The sequence below is a fragment of the Streptomyces sp. NPDC001450 genome (genome assembly GCF_053597295.1).
The window spans coordinates 174,020-196,832 of sequence record NZ_JBSFHY010000014.1 but is presented as its reverse complement, the minus strand read 5'-3'; the positions used below and the strand labels follow the sequence as shown (position 1 = coordinate 196,832).

19 protein-coding genes and 1 pseudogene are annotated in these 22,813 nt (G+C 70.8%); 9 read left to right on the top strand and 11 right to left on the bottom strand.

Going from position 1 to position 22,813, the window contains the following annotated elements; translation table 11 throughout:
* Nucleotides 1-52: 52 nt before the first annotated feature.
* The 4 genes from ACWC5O_RS18090 to ACWC5O_RS18075 form a co-directional block, all read right to left on the bottom strand.
* Entirely contained in the window at nt 53-718 is a 666-nt protein-coding gene (locus tag ACWC5O_RS18090; RefSeq protein WP_450587715.1) for a CBS domain-containing protein, read from the bottom strand.
* A 140-nt stretch (nt 719-858) separates the two neighbouring features.
* Nucleotides 859-1,278, bottom strand: a complete 420-nt coding sequence (locus tag ACWC5O_RS18085) for a CBS domain-containing protein (protein WP_450587713.1) — start codon at nt 1,276-1,278, stop codon at nt 859-861.
* Between the two features lie 40 nt (nt 1,279-1,318).
* Entirely contained in the window at nt 1,319-1,990 is a 672-nt protein-coding gene (locus ACWC5O_RS18080; RefSeq protein ID WP_450587753.1) for a CBS domain-containing protein, read from the bottom strand.
* A 166-nt stretch (nt 1,991-2,156) separates the two neighbouring features.
* A complete protein-coding gene (locus ACWC5O_RS18075) occupies nt 2,157-2,588 on the bottom strand; it encodes a DUF2267 domain-containing protein (protein ID WP_450587711.1) in 432 nt (143 codons plus the stop codon).
* A gap of 779 nt (nt 2,589-3,367) precedes the next feature.
* Here ACWC5O_RS18075 and ACWC5O_RS18070 point away from each other — a divergent pair.
* Nucleotides 3,368-4,168 carry a sigma 54 modulation/S30EA ribosomal C-terminal domain-containing protein gene (locus ACWC5O_RS18070; protein ID WP_450587709.1) on the top strand — a complete coding sequence of 267 codons (801 nt, stop codon included), beginning with the start codon at nt 3,368-3,370 and terminating at the stop codon, nt 4,166-4,168.
* Nucleotides 4,169-4,360: 192 nt separating this feature from the next.
* Here the strand turns inward: ACWC5O_RS18070 and ACWC5O_RS18065 are convergent, their stop codons facing one another.
* Both ACWC5O_RS18065 and ACWC5O_RS18060 read right to left on the bottom strand, forming a co-directional pair.
* Nucleotides 4,361-5,695 carry a phosphoribosyltransferase family protein gene (locus ACWC5O_RS18065; RefSeq protein ID WP_450587707.1) on the bottom strand — a complete coding sequence of 445 codons (1,335 nt, stop codon included), beginning with the start codon at nt 5,693-5,695 and terminating at the stop codon, nt 4,361-4,363.
* 395 nt (nt 5,696-6,090) lie between these two features.
* A complete protein-coding gene (locus ACWC5O_RS18060; RefSeq protein WP_450587705.1) occupies nt 6,091-6,318 on the bottom strand; it encodes a DUF1918 domain-containing protein in 228 nt (75 codons plus the stop codon).
* 282 nt (nt 6,319-6,600) lie between these two features.
* On the opposite strand from ACWC5O_RS18060, the gene ACWC5O_RS18055 reads away from it, so the two are divergent.
* Entirely contained in the window at nt 6,601-7,704 is a 1,104-nt protein-coding gene (locus ACWC5O_RS18055) for a baeRF2 domain-containing protein (protein ID WP_450587703.1), read from the top strand.
* 93 nt (nt 7,705-7,797) lie between these two features.
* On the opposite strand, the pseudogene ACWC5O_RS18050 reads toward ACWC5O_RS18055, so the two are convergent.
* Nucleotides 7,798-8,460, bottom strand: a pseudogene (locus tag ACWC5O_RS18050) (lysophospholipid acyltransferase family protein); the annotation flags it as partial.
* A gap of 501 nt (nt 8,461-8,961) precedes the next feature.
* Here ACWC5O_RS18050 and ACWC5O_RS18045 point away from each other — a divergent pair.
* Entirely contained in the window at nt 8,962-11,703 is a 2,742-nt protein-coding gene (locus ACWC5O_RS18045) for a cation-translocating P-type ATPase (protein ID WP_450587701.1), read from the top strand.
* A gap of 78 nt (nt 11,704-11,781) precedes the next feature.
* Here ACWC5O_RS18045 and ACWC5O_RS18040 read toward each other — a convergent pair whose 3' ends face one another.
* From ACWC5O_RS18040 to ACWC5O_RS18025, 4 genes are all read right to left on the bottom strand, one after another.
* Complete coding sequence (locus ACWC5O_RS18040; RefSeq protein WP_450587699.1) at nt 11,782-12,201, bottom strand: avidin/streptavidin family protein; 420 nt, start codon at nt 12,199-12,201, stop codon at nt 11,782-11,784.
* A gap of 194 nt (nt 12,202-12,395) precedes the next feature.
* Nucleotides 12,396-13,823, bottom strand: coding sequence for an RtcB family protein (locus tag ACWC5O_RS18035; RefSeq protein ID WP_450587698.1), 1,428 nt, complete (start codon nt 13,821-13,823; stop codon nt 12,396-12,398).
* A gap of 53 nt (nt 13,824-13,876) precedes the next feature.
* Nucleotides 13,877-14,314 (bottom strand): archease, encoded by a 438-nt coding sequence (locus ACWC5O_RS18030; protein WP_450587697.1) that lies wholly within the window; start codon nt 14,312-14,314, stop codon nt 13,877-13,879.
* Nucleotides 14,315-14,371: 57 nt separating this feature from the next.
* Complete coding sequence (locus ACWC5O_RS18025) at nt 14,372-14,839, bottom strand: Hsp20/alpha crystallin family protein (RefSeq protein ID WP_450587695.1); 468 nt, start codon at nt 14,837-14,839, stop codon at nt 14,372-14,374.
* A gap of 493 nt (nt 14,840-15,332) precedes the next feature.
* Between ACWC5O_RS18025 and ACWC5O_RS18020 the strand changes: the two genes are divergently transcribed.
* From ACWC5O_RS18020 to ACWC5O_RS17995, 6 genes are all read left to right on the top strand, one after another.
* Nucleotides 15,333-15,764: a hypothetical protein gene (locus ACWC5O_RS18020; protein WP_450587693.1), complete on the top strand. Its 432-nt coding sequence runs from the start codon at nt 15,333-15,335 to the stop codon at nt 15,762-15,764.
* A 173-nt stretch (nt 15,765-15,937) separates the two neighbouring features.
* A complete protein-coding gene (locus ACWC5O_RS18015) occupies nt 15,938-16,927 on the top strand; it encodes a lysylphosphatidylglycerol synthase transmembrane domain-containing protein (RefSeq protein ID WP_450587691.1) in 990 nt (329 codons plus the stop codon).
* 359 nt (nt 16,928-17,286) lie between these two features.
* Nucleotides 17,287-19,797, top strand: a complete 2,511-nt coding sequence (locus ACWC5O_RS18010) for a DUF4132 domain-containing protein (protein ID WP_450587689.1) — start codon at nt 17,287-17,289, stop codon at nt 19,795-19,797.
* Nucleotides 19,797-22,118: a DUF4132 domain-containing protein gene (locus tag ACWC5O_RS18005; RefSeq protein ID WP_450587688.1), complete on the top strand. Its 2,322-nt coding sequence runs from the start codon at nt 19,797-19,799 to the stop codon at nt 22,116-22,118. Before ACWC5O_RS18010 ends, ACWC5O_RS18005 begins: the two co-directional genes overlap by 1 nt.
* On the top strand, nt 22,118-22,510 hold the full coding sequence (locus ACWC5O_RS18000) for a hypothetical protein (RefSeq protein WP_450587686.1): 393 nt from the start codon (nt 22,118-22,120) through the stop codon (nt 22,508-22,510). Before ACWC5O_RS18005 ends, ACWC5O_RS18000 begins: the two co-directional genes overlap by 1 nt.
* On the top strand, nt 22,507-22,773 hold the full coding sequence (locus tag ACWC5O_RS17995; protein ID WP_450587751.1) for an MFS transporter: 267 nt from the start codon (nt 22,507-22,509) through the stop codon (nt 22,771-22,773). The genes ACWC5O_RS18000 and ACWC5O_RS17995 overlap by 4 nt, the downstream gene beginning before the upstream one ends.
* Nucleotides 22,774-22,813 lie beyond the last annotated feature (40 nt).

The window sequence follows — 22,813 nt, the reverse complement described above, 5'->3', positions numbered from 1 at the left end:
TCGTCGAGTCGGCGGCGTCGCACCGGCGTGACATGCCTGGTGGCGACGTGCTCTATGCGGCTGTGTCGTCGACGGTGTAGTCGATCATCGGTCTGACGGTGACGACGCCGTCCACGCCCTTGGCGAGCCGTTCGGCGATCTGGGCGGTGCTGCGGTTCTCGACCTCGCCGCGCAGGGTGACGACACCTTCGTGAACCTGGACCTGCACCTCCGTTTCGCCCAGCCGCAGCATGCCTTCCAGCACGTCGTCGCAGATCTCCTCCCGGATCTCCTCGTCGGGGCGAAGGAAGACACGTAGCAGGTCCGAGCGGCTGACGATGCCGATGATGCGGTCGGTCTCGTCCACGACCAGCAGCCGCCTGACTCGGTGGAGGTCCATCGTCCGGGCCGCCTGGGCGACCGGCCAGTCGGCGTGAGCGGTGACCACGGGTGCGGTCATCAGCCCGGCGGCGTTCTCCGCGCGCGCCTTGGCCCTCTCGTGCGGCCACTCGGGAGGGGACGCCTGCTCGCCGTATTTGTCGGGCTGTTCTACCTGCTTGCGGAGCAGGTCGGCTTCCGACACCAGTCCCATCGGCGCACCGCGCGCATCGGCCACGGGCACGGCGCTGATGCCATGCGTGGACAGTACGGACGTGATCTCTTTGAACGGGGTCTCAGGCTGGACGGTGACGACATCGCGTGTCATCACGTCGCTGACGGTTCTGTGCTGGGCGGTCATGTTCGCAGCTCCTTCCTGCGTGCACACGTCGGGCGGACGCAGTCTCGCGTCCCTCTGCCACTGTGCTCCTTCCGTGTGGAGCCGCTTCCAGGGCCGATGGTCCCCAATGCCGGCCAGAAGGCTTTTTGTGTGTACCGCGTTCAAGTGGTCGCGCAGACCGCCTCCACGAAGTGACCCACCTGTCCTTCCGGCAGGCGGCGCGCGAGGTCCGCCTCGCTGATCATGCCTATGAGGCGGTGATTCTCGATGACCGGCAGTCGCCGGATCCGGTGCTCCTGCATGACCTGCAGAACACGGTCGGTGTCGGCGTCCGCGTCGACCGTGACCGGCTTGCCCTGCTCAAGCTGGCCCGCGGTCACAGCCCGGGGGTCTTTCCCCTTGGCGAGACACTTCACGACGATGTCACGGTCGGTAATGATCCCGTGAAGACGGTCGTCCGGCCCGCAGATCGGCAGGGCGCCGACGTCCAGCTCCTTCATCTTGCGCGCTGCGTCCTCCAGAGTCTGGCTTTCCTGGATGCAGGTAGCGCCGGTATGCATGATGTCCCGCGCAGTGGTCACGGTCGTCTCCTTCCGATGCGGGCTTATGGCCGGGTGCGGGTCATGGCTGTGGTGTGCCTGCCGTGTCGTCGACGTCCGAGCGGAGGTGGTTCGTGACGTTGATGACGCCGTCGACGCTTTCACACAGCCGTACTGCGATGGGGATGAGGCTGCTGTGCTGCACGACGCCGGTGAGCGTGACCCGGCCATCGGCGACCTGGACCGTGACCGAGGCGGGGTCCAGGCCGAGGGTGCGGGTCAGGACCTCGGTCGTGATCTCCTCGTAGATCGTGGCGTCTCGCCGCAGGAAGACCTGTATGAGGTCGGCGCGGCTGATGATGCCCACCATCCGGTCGGCGTCGTCCACGACGGGCAGTCGTTTGACGTGGTGGCGGGCCATGGTGCGGGTGGCTTCCACTACCGACCACTGCGGTCGTGCCGTGATGACCGGACTGGTCATCAGCTCCTCTGCGGTCAACGCATGTGCCTTGGCGCTTTCCGCCGGTGGCAGGTGCTCGTCGGCCAGATGCCCGCTCGGATCGGACTGGCTTTGCTGTGTGCGCAGCAGGTCTGCCTCCGACACGATGCCGACCGGGTGGTCCTGGTCGTCGACGACCGGGACCGCTGTGATGCCGTGCTCCGCGAGACGCACGGCGATGTCCTTGAAACTCGTGTCGGGCCGCACGCGTACCACGGCTGTCGTCATAAGGTCTACGACCCTCCGGTGCAGCATGTCCTCACTCCCTCGAGCGCGGTAGGGCAGGTCCTCGGCCACTGTCCGTCCGTGAGAAGCCGCCGCGGCGTCTCCACTCGTCCTTGGGCACGTCAGTCCGGACAGACCCACCGGTGCGCGGTTGATCAACGCGGCAGACGCGGTGCGCGCCGTCTCGTGTCGCCGGTCAGGCAGCCGGCTGGAGGAGCAAGGCGCGGATGTCATGCGGGAGTTGTTCGAGCGCCGCTTCCAGGTGACCTGGCGAGACGTGATCGCGTACGACGGTGGTGACCGTGGCGGCTATCCGGGGGACGTCCTCGGCTGTGACCTTGGCTTCCTGGACGAAGCGGTCCAGGTATCCTCCGCGGTCGTACTTGACCGGTACGACGCTGGGGTTCCAGCCGTCGTAGTAGACGCCACGCACCAGTTCGGGGAGCTGTGCGGCGAAGTGGGCGGCCACGTCGACGGTGAGCCTGTCACGGAGCGTGTGCAGCCAGGTGCGCAGGACCCGGTGGGCGAAGTGGCGGTCCTCCGTGTCCAGGGCTTCCGACACCGCTTTGAGCCAGATGTTCGCGCTGTGGATGGCGTGCTCGAAGTCAGGTGGGCGTGTGGGGGGCATGGATCTTCCCTTCCCTTCCAGGCTGTCCGCGGGAAATGCAGGTGCTTTACCGGAAGCCGAGAGGCCTCATCCGCATACGCGAAGGCTGACTTGTGCAGAAGCGGCGGGGTTGCTGCACTGGCCCGGCGGCGACCGCGCGGGCATCAACGGCGCCGCGGCGGCTTCTCTTTCTCCCCAGGGCTCCATGCTAGGGCGGGCGAAGCCGGTTGGCAGCCTCACCACCACACGGCGCCACGCGACCGTGCATCGAGGCCCACCGAGGTCTTCCAGCGGGGGAGGGCGTTCATCACCGTGCCGAGCATCAGGACGCACGCACGTGGGCCTTCCCGGCAGCGGAAGGGAGGGAGAGCCGTGGGCCGCCGGGCCCGACGTACGAGCGATGACGGCAGGAGCCACGCAGAGCATCGCCGAGCCGTTCGTCCGGCTGCGCGCGGAAGGGCACCTGCGGCGCGGCCGCATCGTGCTGCCGGCGGGTGGCATCGGGCAGCCCTGCGTGACTTGCGCGTCTTCGACGTCGCGGCAGCGGGCGCCATGCCGTTGCCGGCGGTCTGCGACGGGCGCGGTACCGGGCCCGGATCACCGCTGCCCGACCACCGGCGGAGCCCGGCCGGCTTCTCTCGGAACGAGCCGGCGAGCCCGCCGCAGCGAGGTCCGTTTCGCCATGTCCGCTCAGGGGCGAAGAGGCTGATCGGCCGGGGACGGCCACGCCGACCGTGCGTACAGGTCCAATCAGCGTAAGTGTGGATAGTGGCACTAACGGCCCGCGCAAGGAGGCTGCCATGAAGCGATCGGCACCACAGCAGGCTCCCGAGATCCAGGTGGAAACCCAGGGGCAGATGCCGCCAGGAGCCGTCGAGTACGCGCAGGGCAAGCTACGGGCGCTCACCGGCCGGACACGGGAGCCGGTTCTGTTCGCCCGCGTCAAACTGACCCACATGGCCAACCCCGCCATGGAACGCCCGGCGATCGCCCAGGCCAGTCTGGACGTCAACGGGCGTCCTGCCCGCGCACATGTCTCCGCCGGCACCGTGACCGAGGCCGTCGACCTGCTGCAGGACCGGCTCGCTGCGCGGCTGGAGCGGCTGGAGGAGCACTGGGAGGCCCGGCGGGGAAAGACGCCGGTGCCGGGCCCGCACGAGTGGCGCCACGGCAGCGAGCCCGCCCAGCGTCCCGACTACTTCCCGCGCCCGGCCGAGGAGCGACAGGTCGTACGACACAAGGCCTACTCGCTGGCCCGGGAGTCGCCCGACGAGGCGGCCTTCGAGCTGGAGGCGATGGACTACGACTTCCATCTCTTCACCGACATCGGCACCGGAGAGGACAGCGTGCTGTACCGATCCGGCCCGACGGGCTACCGACTCGCCCAGGTCCACCCCCACCACGAGATGGCCGGCCCTGTGGCCGTGCCGCTCACCGTGAGCGACCTCCCCGCCCCTTGGATGAACGTGACCGAGGCGAAACAGCGGCTGGATCTAACCGGTTACCCGTTCGTGTTCTTCGCCGACGCCACCACGGGGCGGGGAAACATCCTCTACCACCGCTACGACGGCCATTACGGCCTGATCTCCCCCGTCGAGTAGCGGGCCCGTCACCTGAGGCCGATGCCATGCCTGGGCCGCGAGCGCGGTGTTGCTCGCGCACGGTCAGCAGGCGTGACACACCGCCTGATTCGGCTCGGGAGCGAGCGATACAGCGGGCAGGAGCCCCGCAGGAGCCCCCGGGAACGCGCCGCTGCACCGCACTTGAGCAGCCGTCCCTGTCCGGCCCCGCGGTCAGAATCGTCCAGCCGCGTGAGCGGCCGGGGCCATGTGGTCGCTGAACCAGGCACGGGCCAGGTCGGTGACCTTCTCCAGAGCACCGGGCTCCTCGAAGAGGTGGGTGGCGCCGGAGACGACCGCGAGCTCGTTCTCGCAGTGCAGCCGGGCCTGTGCCTCGCGGTTGAGCCCGAGAACCAGTTGGTCGTGACCCCCGACGATCAGCAGCGTGGGCGCCGCTACCGCAGGCAGCCGCGGCCCGGCCAAGTCCGGCCTGCCGCCGCGGGAGACGACCGCGGCGATCCGGGCGCCGGGCTCGGCGGCGGCCCAGAGCGCGGCGGCCGCGCCGGTGCTCGCGCCGAAGTATCCGATGGCCAAGCCCCGGGCCTCGGGCTGCTCGCGCAGCCAGCCGGTGGCGTCTGTGAGCCGGCGGGCGAGCAGGTCCGTGTCGAAGACGTTGGCCCGGTCGGTCTCCTCCACCTCGGTGAGGAGGTCGAACAGCAGGGTGCCCAGCCCGGCCCGGTTCAGGCCGGCCGCGACGAACCGGTTGCGCGGGCTGTGGCGGCTGCTGCCGCTGCCGTGCGCGAACACCACGATCCCGAGCGCGCCTTCGGGGACCGTGAGCTGTCCCCGCAGTACCAGCGGACCCGCTCGTACATCGGCTTCCCGGTCCTCGGGCAGGGCATGACCCGGCGGAGTCCGGCGGGTGCTCACCGGGCGGGCGAGGGCCTCCTCCAGGCAGGCGACGACCTCGTCGTCGTCGGTCTGGGAAAAGTCGGCATAGAACTGACCGATGGCGTAGAAGTTCCACGGCGTGTGCAGGCACACCAGTTCGTCGGCGTCCGCGCCCAGCCGCGCGGTCCAGTCGTGCGGTCCCACGGGAACCGCCAGCACGATCCGTGCGGCCCCGCGAGCGCGGGCGATCCAGCAGGCCGCTCGCGCCGTCGAACCCGTGGCCACCCCGTCATCGACCACCAGCACCGTGCGGCCTTCGAGCCAGAGTGTTTCCCGCTCACCCCGGTAGCGTCGGGCGCGGCTCTCCAGGACCTCCCGCTCGCGTGCCTCGACCTCGGCCAGCTCGTCCGGGGTGACACGGGCGGCGCGCACCACCTCGTCGTTGATCACGCGGACGCCGTCTTCGCCGATGGCTCCCATGCCCAGTTCCGGCTGGAACGGCACGCCGAGTTTGCGTACGAGGCAGACATCCAGGGGCGCGCCGAGGGCCTGGGCGACCTCTGCGGCGACCGGGACCCCTCCGCGGGGCAGCCCCAGCACCACGATGTCGGAACCCTTGAGGTGCTTCAGGCGGGCTGCCAACTGTCGGCCGGCATCTCGGCGATCCACGAAGTACATGATCGGCCTCCTTGCCCCGGCGGAACACGGCGGAACACGGCGGGGCACGCGAGCAACGCGACGCGCCCCGTACCTCCATCCTCACTCCGTCGGAGAATGAGTGCGCACCGCTGCGGTGCGCACTGATTTCTCATGTCGGATGCGGTTGCCCTCCCCGCGTGAGGACCGGTGTACAGGTTCCGGGCGTCACTGTGCCGTTCAGCCGAACAGACGGCGCACCCGTATCGTGTCGACGCGCCTCCAGCCAGTCTCGGGCAGGAGCAACCACCGAAACTCGTCCCGGTCCCTGCCGCGGCCCACCCCCGCTGTGGCCGCGCCCCGCGCCGCCCGACGCCGCGGCAGCCTCGCCCCGCAGACGGGCTCGCCGGACGCGTTCCCGCCTCCGGCGAGCCCGGTCACCGCCTCTCCCGGTGCGGCTGCCCGAATGAGGCAGCGTGTGCCGGATGGGTCTCGATCACGCATCCTGGGCCGGGAAAGATCTCTGTCTCGTGACCGTCTTCGTAGCGCACCCGATAGGGTGGTTCGCCGTTTTCGCCGAGCACCTGTACGACGGTGGCATGGTGTTCGGGGGACCCCACGGTTCTGCCGGTGAACCGCAGTACGTCACCTTCATGCGCCTTCATCGTGGCTCACCTCGTTCCCTGCCGTCGTTGACCGTCTTCGTTCAGGATGACTCCGGGAGGCGGCTCGCGCAGAGGGGCCGTTCGGGCACGTCCGGCGGGCTGTCGGGCCCGTGACCAGGTCGGCGCCAGACGCCCCACGGTTGGTACGGAGAGCAGGCGGGGCTCGTCGGGCAGGCGCATCCTGGAGTTGGAAAGCCGCGGCACGCCAACCCGAACGTGTCTCGATACGGCGGCATCCCGGGCGTGGTGGCACGTGGCGCCGACAGCCCACTCGGGAGCGACATGAAACTCTCCTTCCTGGAACCTCTCTACAAGCAGTCCGGTCCTTTCGCGTCCGTCTACCTGGACACGTCCCGCGACGCCGCCATCGAGGATCCCGATGCCGCCATACAACTGCGCTGGCGGCATCTTCGGGACGCACTGATGTCCGAGGGAGCGGACCGGGACTCCATCACCGCGGTGGCGGGCACCGTGGGCAGCGACACGGACGTTCCCGGCACCCACGGTCAGGCCGTGTTCACCGCCCACGGACACCTGGCCCTGCTGGACGAGTTGCCCGCACCGCCCGCACGGGACACCGCGCGCTTCGGGACGCTGCCGGACACCATGCCGCTGATCGTCCAGCACGCGCCCGGGATCCCCTATCTGGCGGTGCACGTGCACTACGGCGGCCGTCACTCGACGGACGCCACCGGCACGGTACGGATCGAGGCCGAGGCGGGCACATGGCCGCTGACCAAGGTCACGCCGGGCCACCGGCTGGACGAGGAGATCCCGGTGGCCGACTGGACCCGCGCTGCCGGAGAGGTCGGCCGGGAGCTGGAAGGTCACGCACGGCGCATCGACGTCGAGACGGTGGTCGTCGCCGGAGACGTCTGGGCCCGCGGCATCCTCATCCATCGGCTTCCGCTCTCCCTGCGCAGGCAGGTCACCACCGTGGAGGGCGCCGGCGAGTCCGAGCCCGGGCGGGCGCTGCTGGAGCAGCGGCTCGAAAGCCTCTTCCAAGGGCGCATGGCCGCGCACGACAGGGCACTGCTGGACGCCTTCCTTGCCGAGCGGGCCCGCGGCGGAGCGTTCGCGGAGGGCCTAGCGCCCGCCGTGTCGGCGCTGCAACGCGGCAGGGTCAAGGCTCTATTCCTCAACGACCACCCTGAGTCCCCGTTCCGCCTGTGGGTCGGCCCGGAGCCCGGTCAACTCGCCGTCGCCGAACCGGAACTGCGCTCCTACGGCATACGGGAGGTCAGCGAGGAACGGGCCGACACGGCCCTGGCCCGTGCCCTCGTCGGCACGAAAGCCGAACTGGTCGTGGTGCCCGAGCAGGAGCTGTTGCTGTGCGAGGGCGTGGGCGTCCTGCTGCGCTACGCCGAGTCCACGTCCCGCGCATGAAGGGGCATCCGCGAAGCGGCAGCCCGTCCCGTCGGCAGGAGTCGACCGGCGCCGGCGCACATGGTGGCCGCGTCGTGCCCTTTTTCCTCGGCGGGCGAGGATCAACGGTGCGCCGAGTTGTCGGGCAGCGCTGCGCCAGGCCTGGGTCAGCGCGCTCTGCGTCATGGCGAGGGCCTGGGCCTGTGTCTGTTCGCTGCGCAGGCGCAGAGGTGCGCCGACGTGCACGTGGAGTCGTGGACGGCGCAGTGGAGCGGTGAGCAGCCTGGCCACCTGTTCGAAGGGGCTGCCGGATGCCAGTGCGCGGGCCCCTGCCTGGCCCAGGGGCACGATCTGGGCGCCGGTGGCGTGCGCGAGATGGAAGAGGCCGGAGTGAAAGGGCCGGGGCGGAGCCTCGCGAACGCCCTTGCGGTGGGGGAGACCGCCTTCCGGGTAGAGCAGGACGGACCGGCCCGCGGTCAGTGCCGCTCGGGCCTCTTGCAGCGCTTGGGCGGCTCGTGGGTCGTGCCGGTGAACCGGGATGTGCCCCTCCCGAGTCAGGACACAGCCGAGCAGGGGGACGCGCCACAGCCCCGCGGCCGCCAGCACGATGGGCTCGGTGCCGAGGCGGCGCAGCGCGGCGAGGACGACCGCAGGGTCACTGAGGGAGGTGTGGTTGGCGATGATGATGCTGCCCGTGATCGGCCCGGAAGTGCCATCCGTGGTGACGTCCAGGCGGCCGAAGACGGGCACTACGAACTCTGCGAGGCGACTGAGCACAAAAGCATCTCCATGATGGCGACAACCGCGATGCCCGTTGCCGTTGCCGCAGCAGCGAGCACTCCTTGATCACCTTATGCCGCGGGTGCCGCTCCCGTTGGCCGGCCTGGCCGGTTGCCGCCCGACCCGGGGACGCGGTTCGGTGCCGCGCCGTCCGCGTGGCCGTAATCGCCGTGTGCCCGTCTGGCCCCACGTGAGCCGCTGAGGGAGGAACGAGAAGGGGCGAAACGGGTGAGCAGGAAGGACTGAAGCGGCCGTCATCGGGGTGCTGCGGGGAAAGCTGAAACGGCGACGGGAGGAACCGGGAGGTGGGTGGTGAGCGACGACGCGGCATCCGGCCGACGGATCGTGGTCGGGGTCGAGGGGCCGGAGCCGTCGAAGGAGCAGCTCGTCGTGCGCCCAGCTCCCACGACCGCGTCTCGGCCGGTGGGTTCCTCAGCCCAGTGAGATGAGGACCGGCCCGGCCGACCATCAGCTGACGGACACGGATGGTGGGGTGAGATGAACGCCGAGGCCGGTGGGACCGCGGTGGTGGAGCTCGATCCGGAGGAGCGCCTGGACCTGCTGCTGCGGGATCTGCGCAGCACGCGGAAGGGCGTGTCCTCGCGCGAGGCGGCTCGGCGACTGGTGCGCTACGGGCCCAACGAGCTGCAGCGGCGCGGCGGCAGGCGCTGGCCGGGCGAGTTGGCCCGGCAGGTGGCCCACCCACTGGCGCTCCTGTTGTGGGCGGCCGCGCTGCTGGCGTGGTGGGCGGGGATCGCGGCGGTGGCGGTGGCCATCGTGCTGGTGATCGTGGTGAACGCGGCGTTCGCCTTCGTACAGGAGATGCAGGCCGAACGGGCCGTGGAGACGCTGGCCGCCTACCTGCCGACGCATGCGACCGTGGTGCGGGACGGGCACGTCCAGCAGGTCGAGGCGGTCACCCTGGTGCCCGGCGATGTGCTGGTGATCGAGGAGGGGGACCGCATCTCGGCCGACGCACGGCTGATCGAGGGCGGAATCGAGGTCGATCTGTCGCCGCTGACCGGTGAGGCGATGCCCGCCTACCGTGCGGCCGACCGGGTCGACGTCCACGTCCCGCTGCTGTCGGCGCGCGACCTGGTCTTCAGCGGCACCACATGCACCGAGGGCGAGGCCAGAGCGGTGGTCTTCGCGACCGGCATGCACACCGAACTCGGGCGTATCGCGGCGCTCTCAGAGCGTGTCGAGCGGGAGATGAGCCCGTTGGAGGCGCAGGTCCGGCGAGTGGCGTGGCTGATTGCGGCGATCGCGGTGATCATGGGGGTGGCGTTCCTGCCACTGGCCATGTTCGTGGCGAAGCTGCCGTTCCACGACGCGGTCGTCTTTGCCGTCGGCCTGCTGGTCGGCAACGTTCCCGAGGGTCTGCTGCCGGTGATCACACTGGCCCTGGCACTGGGTGTGCGGGAGCTGGTGCGTCGTGGGGCGGTCGTCAAACGCCTGAGCGCGGTGGAGACACTGGGTTCCACGGACGTGATCTGCACCGACAAGACCGGCACCCTCACCGAGAACCGTATGCGGGTCATCGCGGTGTGGAGCGCGGCGGGGCGGCGGGAACTCGCCGACGCCGCCGGGGGACTGCCCGACGACGAGGCGTTGCGTGCTCTCGCGACGGTGGTGGCGTGGTGCAACAACGCACAGTTGGACGCCCCCGGCGGCCCTGTGGGTGATCCCACCGAACTGGCGCTGCTGACAGCGGCCGGGCATCTGGGCTGCGGGGTCGGTACCGACGAACGGGATGCCGGCCGCCGCCGCCAATTCCACTTCGACCCCGTACGCAAACTGATGTCGACGGTCGACCAGCGCGACGACGACGGATTCTGGATCGACGTCAAGGGAGCCCCCGAGGCGCTCCTGCCGCTGTGCGCCACCATCAGACAGGCCGACGGCACGGTCGGCCCGCTCACCGAGCGACAACGCCGTACGATCGCCGGGCAGGTGGACACATTCGCCCGCCGGGGGCTTCGTGTCCTGGCTGCGGCGGAGCGGCACCTGGCTGCCGGCGTCGCATTACCGGAACGCCGCGAGGAGGCCGAAGACCTGCTGGTCTTCCTGGGGCTGGTGGCGATGGCCGATCCGCCCCGCCCGGAGGTGGCCGACGCGGTCACCCGCTGTCACAGTGCCGGCATCCGCATCATCGTGGTCTCCGGCGACCACGCCCTGACCGCGACCGCGATCGCCGGTCAGGTCGGCATCGGCGGCCCGGAACCGAAGGTGGTCACCGGCGACGTACTCGACCGCATGCCCGAACACGAACTCGACCAACTGCTGCGCCACCACCGGGAAGTGATCTTCGCCCGCACGTCCCCGGAGGCAAAGCTGCGGATCGCCGACGCGCTGCGCGCCGAAGGCCACGTCGTGGCGATGACCGGTGACGGCGTCAACGACGCACCCGCCCTGCGCCGGGCCGACATCGGGGTCGCCATGGGCCGCTCCGGCACCGACGTGGCCCGCGAGGCGGCCACCATGGTGCTCACCGACGACAACTTCGCCACCATCGTCGCCGCTGTGCACGCGGGACGCCGCGTCTACGACAACATCCGCAAGTTCGTCTGCTACATCTTCGCCCACACCACTCCGGAGGTCACACCGTTCCTGGTCTACGCCCTGGCCGGCGGGGCTGTACCGCTGCCGCTGACCGTACTGCAACTGCTCGCGTTCGACGTCGGCACCGAGACCCTCCCCGCCCTCGCCCTGGGCCGGGAACGTGCCGAGCCCGGACTGATGGACCGCCCTCCTCGCCCTCGCTCCGAAGGCGTCATCCGCGGCCCCATGCTGTTGCGCGCCTGGCTGTTCCTCGGCGTCATCTGCGCCGTCCTGGAGCTGACCGGCTTCTTCGCCGTTCTCTGGCACGCCGACTGGCACCCCGGTGCCCCCACCGGCCCCGGCACGCCGCTGCACCACGCCTACCAGCAGGCGACGACGATGACCTTCCTGGGCATGATCGCCGGTCAGATCGGCACCGCGTTCGCCGCCCGCACCGAGCACGCCTCGCTGCGTTCCATCGGGGTGTTCACCAATCCACTGCTGCTGTGGGGCATCGCCTTCGAACTCGCCCTCGCCGCCGTCTTCATCTACACCCCGCCCCTGCAGGCCCTATTGGGCACCGCCGCCCTCACCCCACGCATGCTCGCCTTCGTCGTCCCCTTCCCTTTCATCGTCTGGGGCGCCGATGAACTGCGGCGCTGGCTGCTGCGGCGCCGACGGGCCGTCCCGGCCAGGTAGCGGTCCGCAGGCCGTCGACGAAGACGCCGTTCAGGACGAAGACGCCGTTCAAGCGGACGACCTGGCGGGTACCGCCCCTCATGACGGCATCGGGTGCGAGACCGGCCGGCCACTGCGAAGAGCGCGATCGACGTCCTCGCCGGTGGGCCTCTGCCGTGTGAAGACATCTTGCCCGACCACAGTGGACTCCCACGCCTCCACCGTGGCGGAACGGGTCAGCAGCCAGGTACTGAGGATGCGTTCCGGGTCTGTGAAGAATTGGCCGCTCCAACTCGTGACGGAGCCCACGTTGCCGTGTTCGTTGCGCCAGGCGACCGTCCAGCCGAGGGCGATGCCGTTCCCCGGGCTCACAGGCCCGTCATGGCGTCCGGTGAGGAGATACGTCCCCGGCGCGTGCCCTACGGCGGTCACGTACCGTCCGCTGACGGTCCCTTCCTGGTCCACCTCGAGATGCAGGTGTGAACCGAACTCGTTGTACCACTCTCCATCAATGGGCATGGTCTTCTCTCTACTCGCTCGCGCCTGCGGCGTCTCGGCCCGGAACCGCCGCTCCCTACCTGCGGCGATTGCCACCGTAATGTCAAATATGGGGATGAATCCGGCAGGCGTGCCGGAGGTTGGCAAGCTGGGAGGGGCGTTGCGGGGGACGGCCCGCCGGCGGTCGACCCCGTCTGCACCGGCTGAGCCGTGTTCTAGCCTTTGAGTACGCCCAGCGGTACCAGACGGGCCACAAGGCGGCCCAGATCGTTGTGTTCGCTCGCCCGGACGACGGCGTCGACGTCCTTGTACGCCTCGGGTGCCTCCTCGGTGACGCTGCGCCAGGAGGCGGGGCGCACCGCGACCCCCGCGTCGACCAGCTCCCGGCGCAACTGCCGGGCGGACATCTCGCGGTGCGCGCGGTGTCGGCTCCAGACCCGGCCGGCGCCGTGGCAGCAGGAGTCGAACGCCCGATTGCCGGTGCTGCCGGTCATGACGTACGAGGCGGTGCCCATCGTGCCGGGCACGAACACCGGCTGACCGAAGGGGCGGAGTGCGTCCGGCAGGTCGGGGTGGCCCGGCGGCAGGGCCCGGGTGGCGCCCTTGCGGTGGACGCACAGCAGCGGCCGGGCTGCGCCGTCGCCGGTGTGGCGTTCCAGTTTGGCGAGGTTGTGTGAGACGTCGTAGAGCAGGTCCAGGCCCGCGCCACTGGCCTCGAGGAAGACGCCGCGGGCGGCGTCGGCCAGCAACTGGCGGTTGGCGCGGGCGAAGTTCGCGGCCGCGGCCATTGCGCCCAGGTAGGCGCGGCCCTCGGGCGAGTCGACGGGTGCGCAGGCGAGTTGCGGGTCGGGTACGTCGATGCCGTACCTCCGCATCACGGTGTCCATGGCTCGCACGTGGTCGGAGCAGATCTGGTGGCCCAGGCCGCGCGAGCCACAGTGGATCATGACGCACACCAGGCCGGGGCGCAGGCCGAACGCCCGCGCGCACGTCTCGTCGTAGACCGCGTCGACGGCCTGGACCTCCAGGAAGTGGTTGGCCGAGCCGAGGCTGCCGACCTGCCCGGCGCCGCGTTCCAGCGCGCGTTCGCCGACCTGGGTGGCATCGGCGTCTTCGACGGCTCCGCCGTCCTCGCAGCGCTCCAGGTCGCGCCGTACTCCGTGGCCCTGCTCTACGGCGTACCGGGCACCGCCGCACAGGACCTCGTGCAGCTGTGCCCGGCCCGGCAGATGCCACAGACCGCCGCGACCGAGCCCGCGCGGGATCAGCGTGTCCAGTCGGTCCATCAGCGCGGGCAGCTTCGGCAGCAGGGCGGCGCGGTCCACGTGCGCGGTGAGCAGGCGCACCCCGCAGGAGATGTCGAAGCCCACCCCGCCCGGCGAGACGACCCCGCCGCGGGCCACGTCGGTCGCGGCCACGCCGCCGATCGGGAAGCCGTAGCCCCAGTGGATGTCGGGCATGGCGTACGAGGCACGGACGATGCCGGGTAGCGTCGCCACGTTGGCCACCTGCCGAAGGGCCTGGTCGCCGGGCTCGTCCGGCAGCAGCTCCCGTGGGGCGAGGACGACTCCGGGCACGCGCATGGCGCCGGCCTGTTCGATGCGAAATCGCCAGGGTCCATCCGCCACCAGCCGGATGTCCATTTCGGTTCGGCCTCCTCGGCGAGGCGTTCCGGCGCGGGACGCCGGGACAGGCGTCACACATCCAGCGTCACTCGGCAGTCCCACCCGCGCGAGTCCTGGGCCAGCCGCAGTCCGTGCAGGGCGACGGCCTTGGGCACGGCCCCGGTCTGCGTGGCCGTCGAGCTGTCGGCCATCCTGAATCGCACGCGTACCCCGCCCGCCTCCGGCGTCACCGCGACGTGCACAGGGAGTTCGCCGGCCGCGTCCATGCGATAGATGACTTCCTCGAGCACGGCGGCCAGGAGCCTGCCGTTGTCCTCAGCCGACACCACGCACTCGCGGGTGACGCAGGAGGAACCCACGGGCAGTTCAGCGAAGCTGCCGACCACGCCCCGCACCGCCTCGACGATGCACTCCTCGCGTGTCGGCGCCCACGCCTCGACACGCAGATCGCCGGTGTGCGGAACACTTCGATGACCACGCGGCGACTGCCCCGGCCCGGCATCGGTCATGGTGCCTGGACACCTTCGTTCGTACCCGTCGATCGTTCTGCTGGCAGGAGCGGTGGTTCAGCCCTCGATCTCGATGTGGTGGGGCTTGGCTGCCTGGGCCTTGGGGGCGGTGACAGTAAGAATGCCGTCGGTGAGGCTGGCGCGGACATCCTCGGCCTTCACATCGGTGGGCAGCAGCGCCCGGTACTCGAATCGCCCGGTGCGGCGCGTGGCGCGGCGCAGGACGCCTTTCCGTTCGCGTTCCTTCAGCTCACCGGTGATGTGCAGTTCCCGGCCGCTGACTTCGACGTCGATGTCGTCGCGCTTGATGCCGGGCAGTTCGCACTCGACCTCGTATGCCTCGTCGGTCTCGCTCAGGTCGGCCAACGGCGCCCATGCCATGGGCTCGGTCCAGGAGGGTGCGGCGGACTCCAGGAAACGGTTCATGCGCTCGAAGAGTTCGTCGAACTCGGCGGCTATCGGCTCACGCCAGGGGTAGGCCCGCTCCAGCGGGCTGCCGTGCCTGTGTCGTACGGGCAGAGTCATGCGGCTCACCTCCGCGGATGTGAACTCGAAGTGCCATCCCTCTCCATCATGAGCGACGGCTGCCCGCTCGGCGACCTCGTACCGGCACGGCCGGCTCCCTCAGCCGGGCCTTCTTGGCGACGGTCGGGGTCATGGCGGCCGTGCCGCCCGTCCAGTGGCCCGCCAACCCGTCAACCCGCCAACCCGTCAACCCGTCAACACCACCGGGCTGTACGGGGAGGTGGCCGCCGGCACGTGGTCGAGGTCCTGGGCGAGGCGGGGCCATGGCGACCGAGGCGGCGCGCGGGCGAGGAGCGGCCGTGGCGGGCGTTCGACCCACCCGCCTCCCGCGGTCCCCGCACTTCTGGAAGCCGGTGCGGCCGATGGCGAGGAGGACCGCGCTGAGCAGCGGCCGGCTGTTCGTCTGGTCCGCTGCGACGCCCGGTTCTACGGTGGAAACAGAGGCTGGACCGTCGGCGGAAGCAAGGCGGAGGGCGAGGTGGGCGCGGGCAGCATGCACGGGGACGAGCCGCTGAGGCCGCGTCTGAACCAGGCGCTGGACGAGGTCCGGCTGCGCGTCGACGCAATCCGTGAGGGACTTCTCGCAGCGGCGCTCAGCGGCTGCGAAGCCGTGGTGACCAGCGAGATCGCGCCCGATTCGCGGCTCGGCGCCGAGAGCGTCGGCCGGTGGGCGGGGTTCGGGCCCGCGGTGGCCATCCCGATGGGTGCCGACAGGGCGGCCCGCGGTGTGCTGTTCGCAGCGGGTTCGGACCTGCGGGGCGTCCGGCGGTTCGGGAAGCACCCGGAGGCCGCCGAGCGGCCGGCGCGGACCGTGGACGATCTCGACACCACCGTCGACATCATCCGGTCCGTGCGCTTCGGGCTGCATGCGTCAGGGGAGGGCTCGCAGGGCCAGGGCCAGGGCCGGGACCGCGGTGCCGGGTGACCGCGGCGAGGCGGACTGTGCAGGCCCGACCCCCCGCCGACCATCGGCGCCTGAACCCGTATGCCACCTGTCGGGAGTGATGGCCGATGTCCGGGTGGCGGGAGTCCGAGGCGGTGGGCGGTGCGAGGTGGGCGGAGGGACGTCCCGCGCGACCGGGCCCGCTGTGGTGGTTGGTGGCCGTTCTCCTCGCGGCGGCCGTGGCCCTGGTCGCGGTCCTGCGGCGGAGTGAACTGGCGCAGGCCTACCACCTCATCGCCGGAGTACGCCCGCTGCCGGTGGCGGTCGCCGTGGTGTGCCAGGTGCTGTCGATCGTGTGTTTCGCCGCGGTGTACCGCTGGCTGCTGGAAGCGGGCGGGACACACTGGAGCCTGCGGCGCACGACGGCGCTCGTGGTGGCCGCCAACGCCGTGGCGGGCGCGTTGCCCGGTGGGGCGGCGTTCTCGGCCGCCTGGGTCTTCCGGCAGCTGCGCCGGCGGGGCGTGGAGCCGGTGCTGGCGGCCGCCGTGCTGGTGGTGGCCGGTGCGCTGTCGATACTCGGCATGGCCGTCCTGCTCGTGGCCGGCGTGGTCGCCGCGGGACCGGCGGGGCTGCGGACCGTTCTGCTTCCCGTAGCCGGCGCGCTTCTGGTGCTGGGGATCGCCGTGGCGGTCGTCGGAGCATCCCGCTTCTCGGGTTTCCGTCACGCGGTGGGGCAAGCGTGGACGAGCGTCGGGACACGCTCCCGACGCATCCAGCAGGGCCAGGAGGCACTCGCCCAGCTGGTCGAACAGGCCCGCAGCCTGCAGCCCGGCCTGCGACCTTGGTTGCGACCGTTCGCGTTCGCGCTGCTGAACTGGGTTCTCGACGTCGCTTGTCTGGCCGCCAGCCTGTGGGCGCTCGGCATTGGCGTGCCCTGGCACAGCCTGCTGCTCGTCTACGTTCTCACCCAGATCCCCGGCAGCCTGCGTCTGACCCCGGGCAGCCTCGGCATCGTGGAGACGAGCCTGTCCGCACTGCTCGTGCTGTACGGTCTTCGGCCCGGCCCGGCGATCGCCGCGACGCTCCTGTACCGGGCGGTCAGCTATTGGGCCCTGCAGCCCATCGGCTGGGCGAGCTGGCTCGCCATCACCCTCCAGACCGGTGCGCCAGGGTTCCCGCCACGCCACTCGGAACGACGCGGCTGACCCCGGCCCGCAGCCGTCGCAGAACGGCCTGCGGGTGGAGGTCCCGACCCTGACCGCGGGGGCGGGGTCGGCAGCCGCGTTGCACGGCGCCTTCACGGGGACGCTGCTCGGCTCAACGGCCCAGCAATGCGCATGCCACGCACCCTGTCGGGTGCTCGTCGTGCCGTCCGGTACGGCCTCTCGGAGCCGAGGGATCGCGGGCCGAGCCGACCGGCCTGACCCGACCCGGCGTTCGCCAACACCAGGCGCCGCGTCACTTCCGGCTGCGGAGCCGCACGAACGTTGCGTGATGCCAACTGGTCACACGTTTCGTCCTCGGTGCCTGAGGCATTGTCAGTCCCCCCTGCCATCATCCCGCCATGCTCTACGACGCCTTGGTGGCCGAATCCCGTAGGAACGACTCACTCGACGACGTGAGGTCCGCCGCGCTCGACCGCGTGCGCTGGCTCGTCGACCTTCTGGAACGTCAGCGGACGGAGCCCCGGTGGGACGCCTCCACGGCGTTGCGGGGACCGGAGGAATTCGAGCGAATCCAGGCGATGAGCGCAGCGACCCAGGCCGAGATCGACGGTCGGCTTGCGGCCTGTTCGGAGGAGGAGGGCAGGGCGGCGGCCCTGTGCCTCATGCTGGCCTCCCGCTTCGACGACACGGGATTCCGGCGGTACGACTCCGAGATCGGAACCGTGATCTCGCGGGTGCACGGCTGGACGCCGGACGAGGTCGCGGTGATGTTGGTCCGTGTGACCGAGTTCGACATGGGCTTCTGGTCCGCCGGTTCCTTGGGGATGGCGCTGAGTGCCGTCGAGCGGCTCGGCGCCGACGGATGCCGTGCAGTCGCGCCGTGGCTGCGGCACGCACACGGGAAGCTCATGAGCGGCGATGCTCCCGCGCACCTGCGCGGGCCCCTCGTCAAACGTCTCCGTGCGCTGCTCACGAGCGTGGACGAGGCGCACATCCCCGAGGGGCTGATCCCGCCGTACGCCCCTTGGGCCGCCCCGCTGCGCGACCGCGCGAACACGTTGCCGACGCCGGAGCTGGCCGACTTCGTCCGGCACCTGGCGGGTCTGTCCGGGCCGCGTCCCGCGCAGAAGTGGCGGCGGACGTGCCTGGAACTCGCGGACGCGGCGTCGGCGCGGGACCTCGTGGCCGACGTCCTGCGCGCGCTGGCCGAGGACGATCCGCTGTGCAGCAGTCGAAGCGGTGCGCACACCGGCTGGTTCCACCACGGCTACCACTACCACTACCTCGTCCAGCAGAACGACGGGGACCTGGCACGCGGCGTCGTCTGGGCGGCCGTGCTGACCGGCGCCCCGGCCGCGGTGCGGCATCTCGGCGCACTCGCTCTGCGGGCCGGTGGCCCCGGAGCAGAGGTGATCGAGGATCTCAAGCTCGCGGGTGCGGCGATCAACGCGCTGGCCGAGACCGGCGATCCGGCCTCGCTGGAGGCCCTGTGGCGGCTGCGGTCCCGGATCAGGCACCGGGCCCTGCGCAAGCAGCTCGACACCGCGCTGGTGACGGCAGCCGGGAAGCAGGGCATCACGGCGGAGCAGCTCATCGAGCGCAGCGTGCCGGACCACGGCCTGGCGCCGGACGGCTCGCTGGAACGGGAGTTGGGGGGATACCGGGTACGGGTGGCGATCGAGGAAGCGGCGAGCGTGCGGCTCGCCTTCACCCGCCCCGACGGTGGAACGTCCCGTACGGCTCCGGCGGCGGTGAAGAACGAATTCCCGGACGCTTTGCGGGAGTTGAAGGCCCTGGCCAAAGAGGTGCGGGGGACCCTGTCGGGCGAGCGGGCCCGCGTCGAGGCGCTGATGTCGGCCGGGCGCGAGTGGCCGTACGCCGAGTGGTGCCGCTACTACCGCGACCATCCGGTCACCGGGACCCTCGTGCGCGGCCTGATCTGGGAGTTCCAGGACGCGGACGGCGAGTGGCGTGCGGTGGCACCGATGGCCGAGCCGCCCGGTGAGCCCGAACGCGTCCGGTTGTGGCATCCGATACGGGCGTCGACGGACGACATCAGGGCGTGGCGGGAGCGACTCGTCGCCGAGCGGCTGCGGCAGCCGTTCAAACAGGCCTTCCGGGAGATCTACCTGCTCACCCCCGCGGAGGAGGAGACCGGCGTCTACTCCAACCGGTTCGCCGCGCACATCGTCCACTACCGGCAGCTCTACGCGCTGTTCAAGGAACGCGGCTGGCAGGCCAACTTCCTCGGCCGGTACGACGGCGGCTACGACGGGCTGGCGCGGGCCGAGTTCGGCGACGGCGCGTGGCGGGCCTGCTTCCACCACGAGCCCGCCCCGGACGACGACGGCTACGCGCCCGAGCACGCCGCGACGGACCAGGTCCGCTTCGAGCGGCGGGACGGCCGCCGCTGGCGGGAAGTTGCGCTCGCCGACGTGCCCCCGCTGGTGTTCAGCGAGGCGATGCGGGACGTCGACCTGTTCGTGGGCGTCACCTCGATCGCCGCCGATCCCGACTGGACCGACCGGGGCGAGGACCGCTACACCGGCTACTGGCGCACGGCCACGTTCGGAGCGCTGACGGCGAGCGCCGAGGTCCGCCGGGCGGCGCTGGAACGGATCCTGCCGCGCCTGAAGATCGCCGACCGGTGCACGCTCGACGGCCGCTTCCTGGTCGTCCGCGGCGAGGTGCGCACGTACAAGATCCATCTGGGCTCGGCCAACATCCTGATGGAACCGGACGACGCCTATCTGTGCATCGTCCCGTCACGTGGTAAGGGCGACAGCAAGGTCTTCCTGCCGTTCGAGGACGACCGGCTCTCCCTCATCCTCAGCAAGGCGTTCCTGCTCGCTGCCGACGCCAAGATCACCGACAATACGATCCTCCGCCAGATCAAGAGGGGCGCCTGATGGACCTCGCAGCCCGGCTGACGCGCGCGCTGACCGACCCGGACTTCACACTCGAGGACCAGGACAGGAACCCGGACCTGTCACAGGTCTCCGACGAGGAGCTCGGCAGCCTGTTCGTGGCGGCCTACCGGGTAAGGGCCTCGGCCAGGCACACGATGACGACGGTCCGCTTCGCGGTCGAGGAAGCGGCCGGGGAACGGCAGCCGCGCTACACGCCCGACGCGTGCCGCCGGATGTTCGAAGTACTCGTCGAACGGAGCGAGGAGTCCGGCTGGGCGGACCTCACCCTCGGCCTGAGTGCGCTGGAGTTCTGCACGGGGCCGCTGCCCGACGTGTCCGAACCGGCCCGTCGACTGGTCGAGTTCCGATTGGAGAAGGACACCGTGCGTCAGCCGTACGCGCTGCTCGCGGTCGCCGGGCTCGCCGGCGACCGGACCCTGCGCACGGTCGTGGATCGCCTCTCTGCTGATGTGGGCCCCATCGTCGCGGACGAAATCGCCGTCATGGCCGGCCTCCCCCCGGCCGAACGGGCGCTGCTGTCCGACATCGACCGGGACCACAGGTTCGTCTCGCCGCTCTTGTCCGCGTGGCGCAGGTCGGCCGACAGCCCCGCCTATGTCGCGTTTGCCCGCCGCGCGCTGGAAGCCGCTGCCGACCGTACGGACGCGATCCGGGACGGTGAGATCCCCTACCGAGCCGACAAGGCGTTCACGGACCGGGAGATCACCTCGCTCGGACAGGCTCTGCGGGTGGCACTGCTGCGCGACGAACCCTGGCTGCCGGAACTGTTCGAGCGGCTGCTGCCCGGCGTCGCACTCGCCCCGACAGCGGCGAAGACGCTTCCCTCGCAGGCCCTGCTGTACGAAGTGGTCCGCGCCGCACAGGATTTCCCGACGCCCGAGCTGGTGACCGCGATCCGCACCGTCCGCCGGACCGTCCGGCACGCAGGGGTGCCCAAGCAGCTCGACAAGATGCTCAAGAAGGTCGACGCGGCCCTGGCCGAACGCACCGACGTGGCACTGCGGTTGCCCAGGCTGGAGTTCGATGAGGACGGCCTCCTGCACCGCACGGCCGGCGACTACCAGGCCGTCGTCACGGTCACCGAGACCGCCACCCTGACCTGGGAGAAGGACGGCCGCCCGCTGCGAAGCGTCCCGGCGCCGGTCCGCCGCGACCACGCCGCCCTGGTCAAGGAGCTGCGCGACCTGGTGAAGCGGGTGAACGCCCAACTCGTCACACTCCTACGCGCGTTGGAAGGCGGCTTCACCGTCGACGCCGTTCACCCCTACGGCTGGTGGCGCACCGAGCTGGCTGGGCACCCTCTCGCCCGAACCCTGGTACGCCGACTGATCTGGGAGATCGAGGTCGCACCCGGCGAGTGGCGGGCCGTACTGCCCGAGACGGACGAACATCTTCCCGACGCGCCCGACGAGACCTCCGTACGGCTCTGGCACCCGCTCCGCTCCGAACCCCACGCCGTACGGGCCTGGCGGGACCTGCTCACCGAGCGGCGCATACTGCAGCCCTTCAAGCAGGCGTTCCGCGAGATCTACCTCCTCACCCCGGCCGAGGAGCAGACCCGCGTCCACTCCAACCGGTTCGCCGCCCACCTCGTCCACTACCGCAGGATGTTCGCCCTGTTCCGGGCCCGGGGATGGGAGAGTGACCTGCTCGGCCCCTGGGACGGCGGGGACGGCGACGAGGCCGAACGCACTCTCGCGGCGGGGGAGTGGCGGGTCCGCTTCTTCCACCGCTGGGCCGACTGGGCGGGCAACGACGAGCTGGCCTCGACCGGCCAAGTGCGCTTCGACCGCCGGATGCAGGGCGCCTGGCGAGAGGCGCCGCTCGCCCATGTGCCTCCACTGGTCTTCAGCGAGGCGATGCGCGACGTGGACCTCTTCGTCGGCGTCACCTCGATCGCCGCCGATCCCGACTGGACCGACGGCGGCCCCGGGCGCACCTATTGGGAGCGGGCCGGGTTCGCCGAGCTGACGGAGAGCGCCGAGGCCCGCCGCGACGTCCTGGAGCGGATCCTGCCGCGCCTGAAGATCGCCGACCGGTGCACGCTCGACGGCCGCTTCCTGGTCGTCCGCGGCGAGGTGCGCACGTACAAGATCCATCTGGGCTCGGCCAACATCCTGATGGAACCGGACGACAGCTATCTGTGCATCGTCCCGGCAGGGCGCTCGGGTGACGGCAAGGTGTACCTGCCGTTCGAGGACGACCGGCTCTCCCTCATCCTCAGCAAGGCGTTCCTGCTCGCCGCCGACACCAAGATCACTGACGAGACCATCCTCATGCAGATCAAGCGAGGTGCCTGATGGCCACCGTGACGTTCCGGGACGAGACCGCGACGGGCAAGCCGGTCACCGAGTGGCAGGTCGCCGGGCTGCCGGAACGGATGACCGTACGGGAGCTGATCAGGCTCCGCGTCCGCGAGGAGGTCGCCCGGCACAACGCCCGCCCGAGCGACCGCTTCAACGGCCTCGTCCGCCCCGACGACGCCGAGACGGAGCTGAACGGCTACCGGCTCCGCGAGCCCCGGCGTATCGACTGGGAGCGCCAGGCCGAGATCGCCGAGCGTGCCTTCCTGGCCAACGGGTTCTTCGTGCTGGCCGGCGAACGCCAGGTCGAGGATCTCGACGAGGTCGTGGATCTCGCCGTCGATCCGGACCTGGTGTTCATCAGGCTCGTCGCCCTCGTCGGCGGCTGAGCCGTGCTCGCGGGTCGGGCCGGCGAGGAGGTGTCGACCACGGACCGGTAGCGGCCGCCGGCCTGCTGGTCCTGAGCCTCGCACCGGCCTCGGCGCCGACCCGGCTCGTGGTCCTGCTGATGATCCCGGTCGGCGCGGGCGGCTCCCTCGCCGTCTTGGCCGTGACCGCTCTGCTGCTGGACCGGGTCCCGACGGATCGTGCCGGCACCGCGAGCGGCGTCCTCAACGCCTCCCGGCAGGTCGGCGGCGCCCTGGCCTGCTGATCGCGCCCATCGCCGACGAACACGAGCTGGTCCGGTATTC

What these genes read in the sequence shown, in the direction of transcription:
- ACWC5O_RS18090 (WP_450587715.1), bottom strand. Translation starts at nt 718, where the DNA reads ATGACCGCCCAGCACAGAACCGTCAGCGACGTGATGACACGCGATGTC.
- ACWC5O_RS18080 (WP_450587753.1), bottom strand. Translation starts at nt 1,990, where the DNA reads ATGCTGCACCGGAGGGTCGTAGACCTTATGACGACAGCCGTGGTACGC.
- ACWC5O_RS18075 (WP_450587711.1), bottom strand. Translation starts at nt 2,588, where the DNA reads ATGCCCCCCACACGCCCACCTGACTTCGAGCACGCCATCCACAGCGCG.
- ACWC5O_RS18070 (WP_450587709.1), top strand. Translation starts at nt 3,368, where the DNA reads ATGAAGCGATCGGCACCACAGCAGGCTCCCGAGATCCAGGTGGAAACC.
- ACWC5O_RS18065 (WP_450587707.1), bottom strand. Translation starts at nt 5,695, where the DNA reads ATGTACTTCGTGGATCGCCGAGATGCCGGCCGACAGTTGGCAGCCCGC.
- ACWC5O_RS18060 (WP_450587705.1), bottom strand. Translation starts at nt 6,318, where the DNA reads ATGAAGGCGCATGAAGGTGACGTACTGCGGTTCACCGGCAGAACCGTG.
- ACWC5O_RS18055 (WP_450587703.1), top strand. Translation starts at nt 6,601, where the DNA reads ATGAAACTCTCCTTCCTGGAACCTCTCTACAAGCAGTCCGGTCCTTTC.
- ACWC5O_RS18045 (WP_450587701.1), top strand. Translation starts at nt 8,962, where the DNA reads ATGAACGCCGAGGCCGGTGGGACCGCGGTGGTGGAGCTCGATCCGGAG.
- ACWC5O_RS18040 (WP_450587699.1), bottom strand. Translation starts at nt 12,201, where the DNA reads ATGCCCATTGATGGAGAGTGGTACAACGAGTTCGGTTCACACCTGCAT.
- ACWC5O_RS18035 (WP_450587698.1), bottom strand. Translation starts at nt 13,823, where the DNA reads ATGGACATCCGGCTGGTGGCGGATGGACCCTGGCGATTTCGCATCGAA.
- ACWC5O_RS18030 (WP_450587697.1), bottom strand. Translation starts at nt 14,314, where the DNA reads ATGACCGATGCCGGGCCGGGGCAGTCGCCGCGTGGTCATCGAAGTGTT.
- ACWC5O_RS18025 (WP_450587695.1), bottom strand. Translation starts at nt 14,839, where the DNA reads ATGACTCTGCCCGTACGACACAGGCACGGCAGCCCGCTGGAGCGGGCC.
- ACWC5O_RS18020 (WP_450587693.1), top strand. Translation starts at nt 15,333, where the DNA reads ATGCACGGGGACGAGCCGCTGAGGCCGCGTCTGAACCAGGCGCTGGAC.
- ACWC5O_RS18010 (WP_450587689.1), top strand. Translation starts at nt 17,287, where the DNA reads ATGCTCTACGACGCCTTGGTGGCCGAATCCCGTAGGAACGACTCACTC.
- ACWC5O_RS18005 (WP_450587688.1), top strand. Translation starts at nt 19,797, where the DNA reads ATGGACCTCGCAGCCCGGCTGACGCGCGCGCTGACCGACCCGGACTTC.
- ACWC5O_RS18000 (WP_450587686.1), top strand. Translation starts at nt 22,118, where the DNA reads ATGGCCACCGTGACGTTCCGGGACGAGACCGCGACGGGCAAGCCGGTC.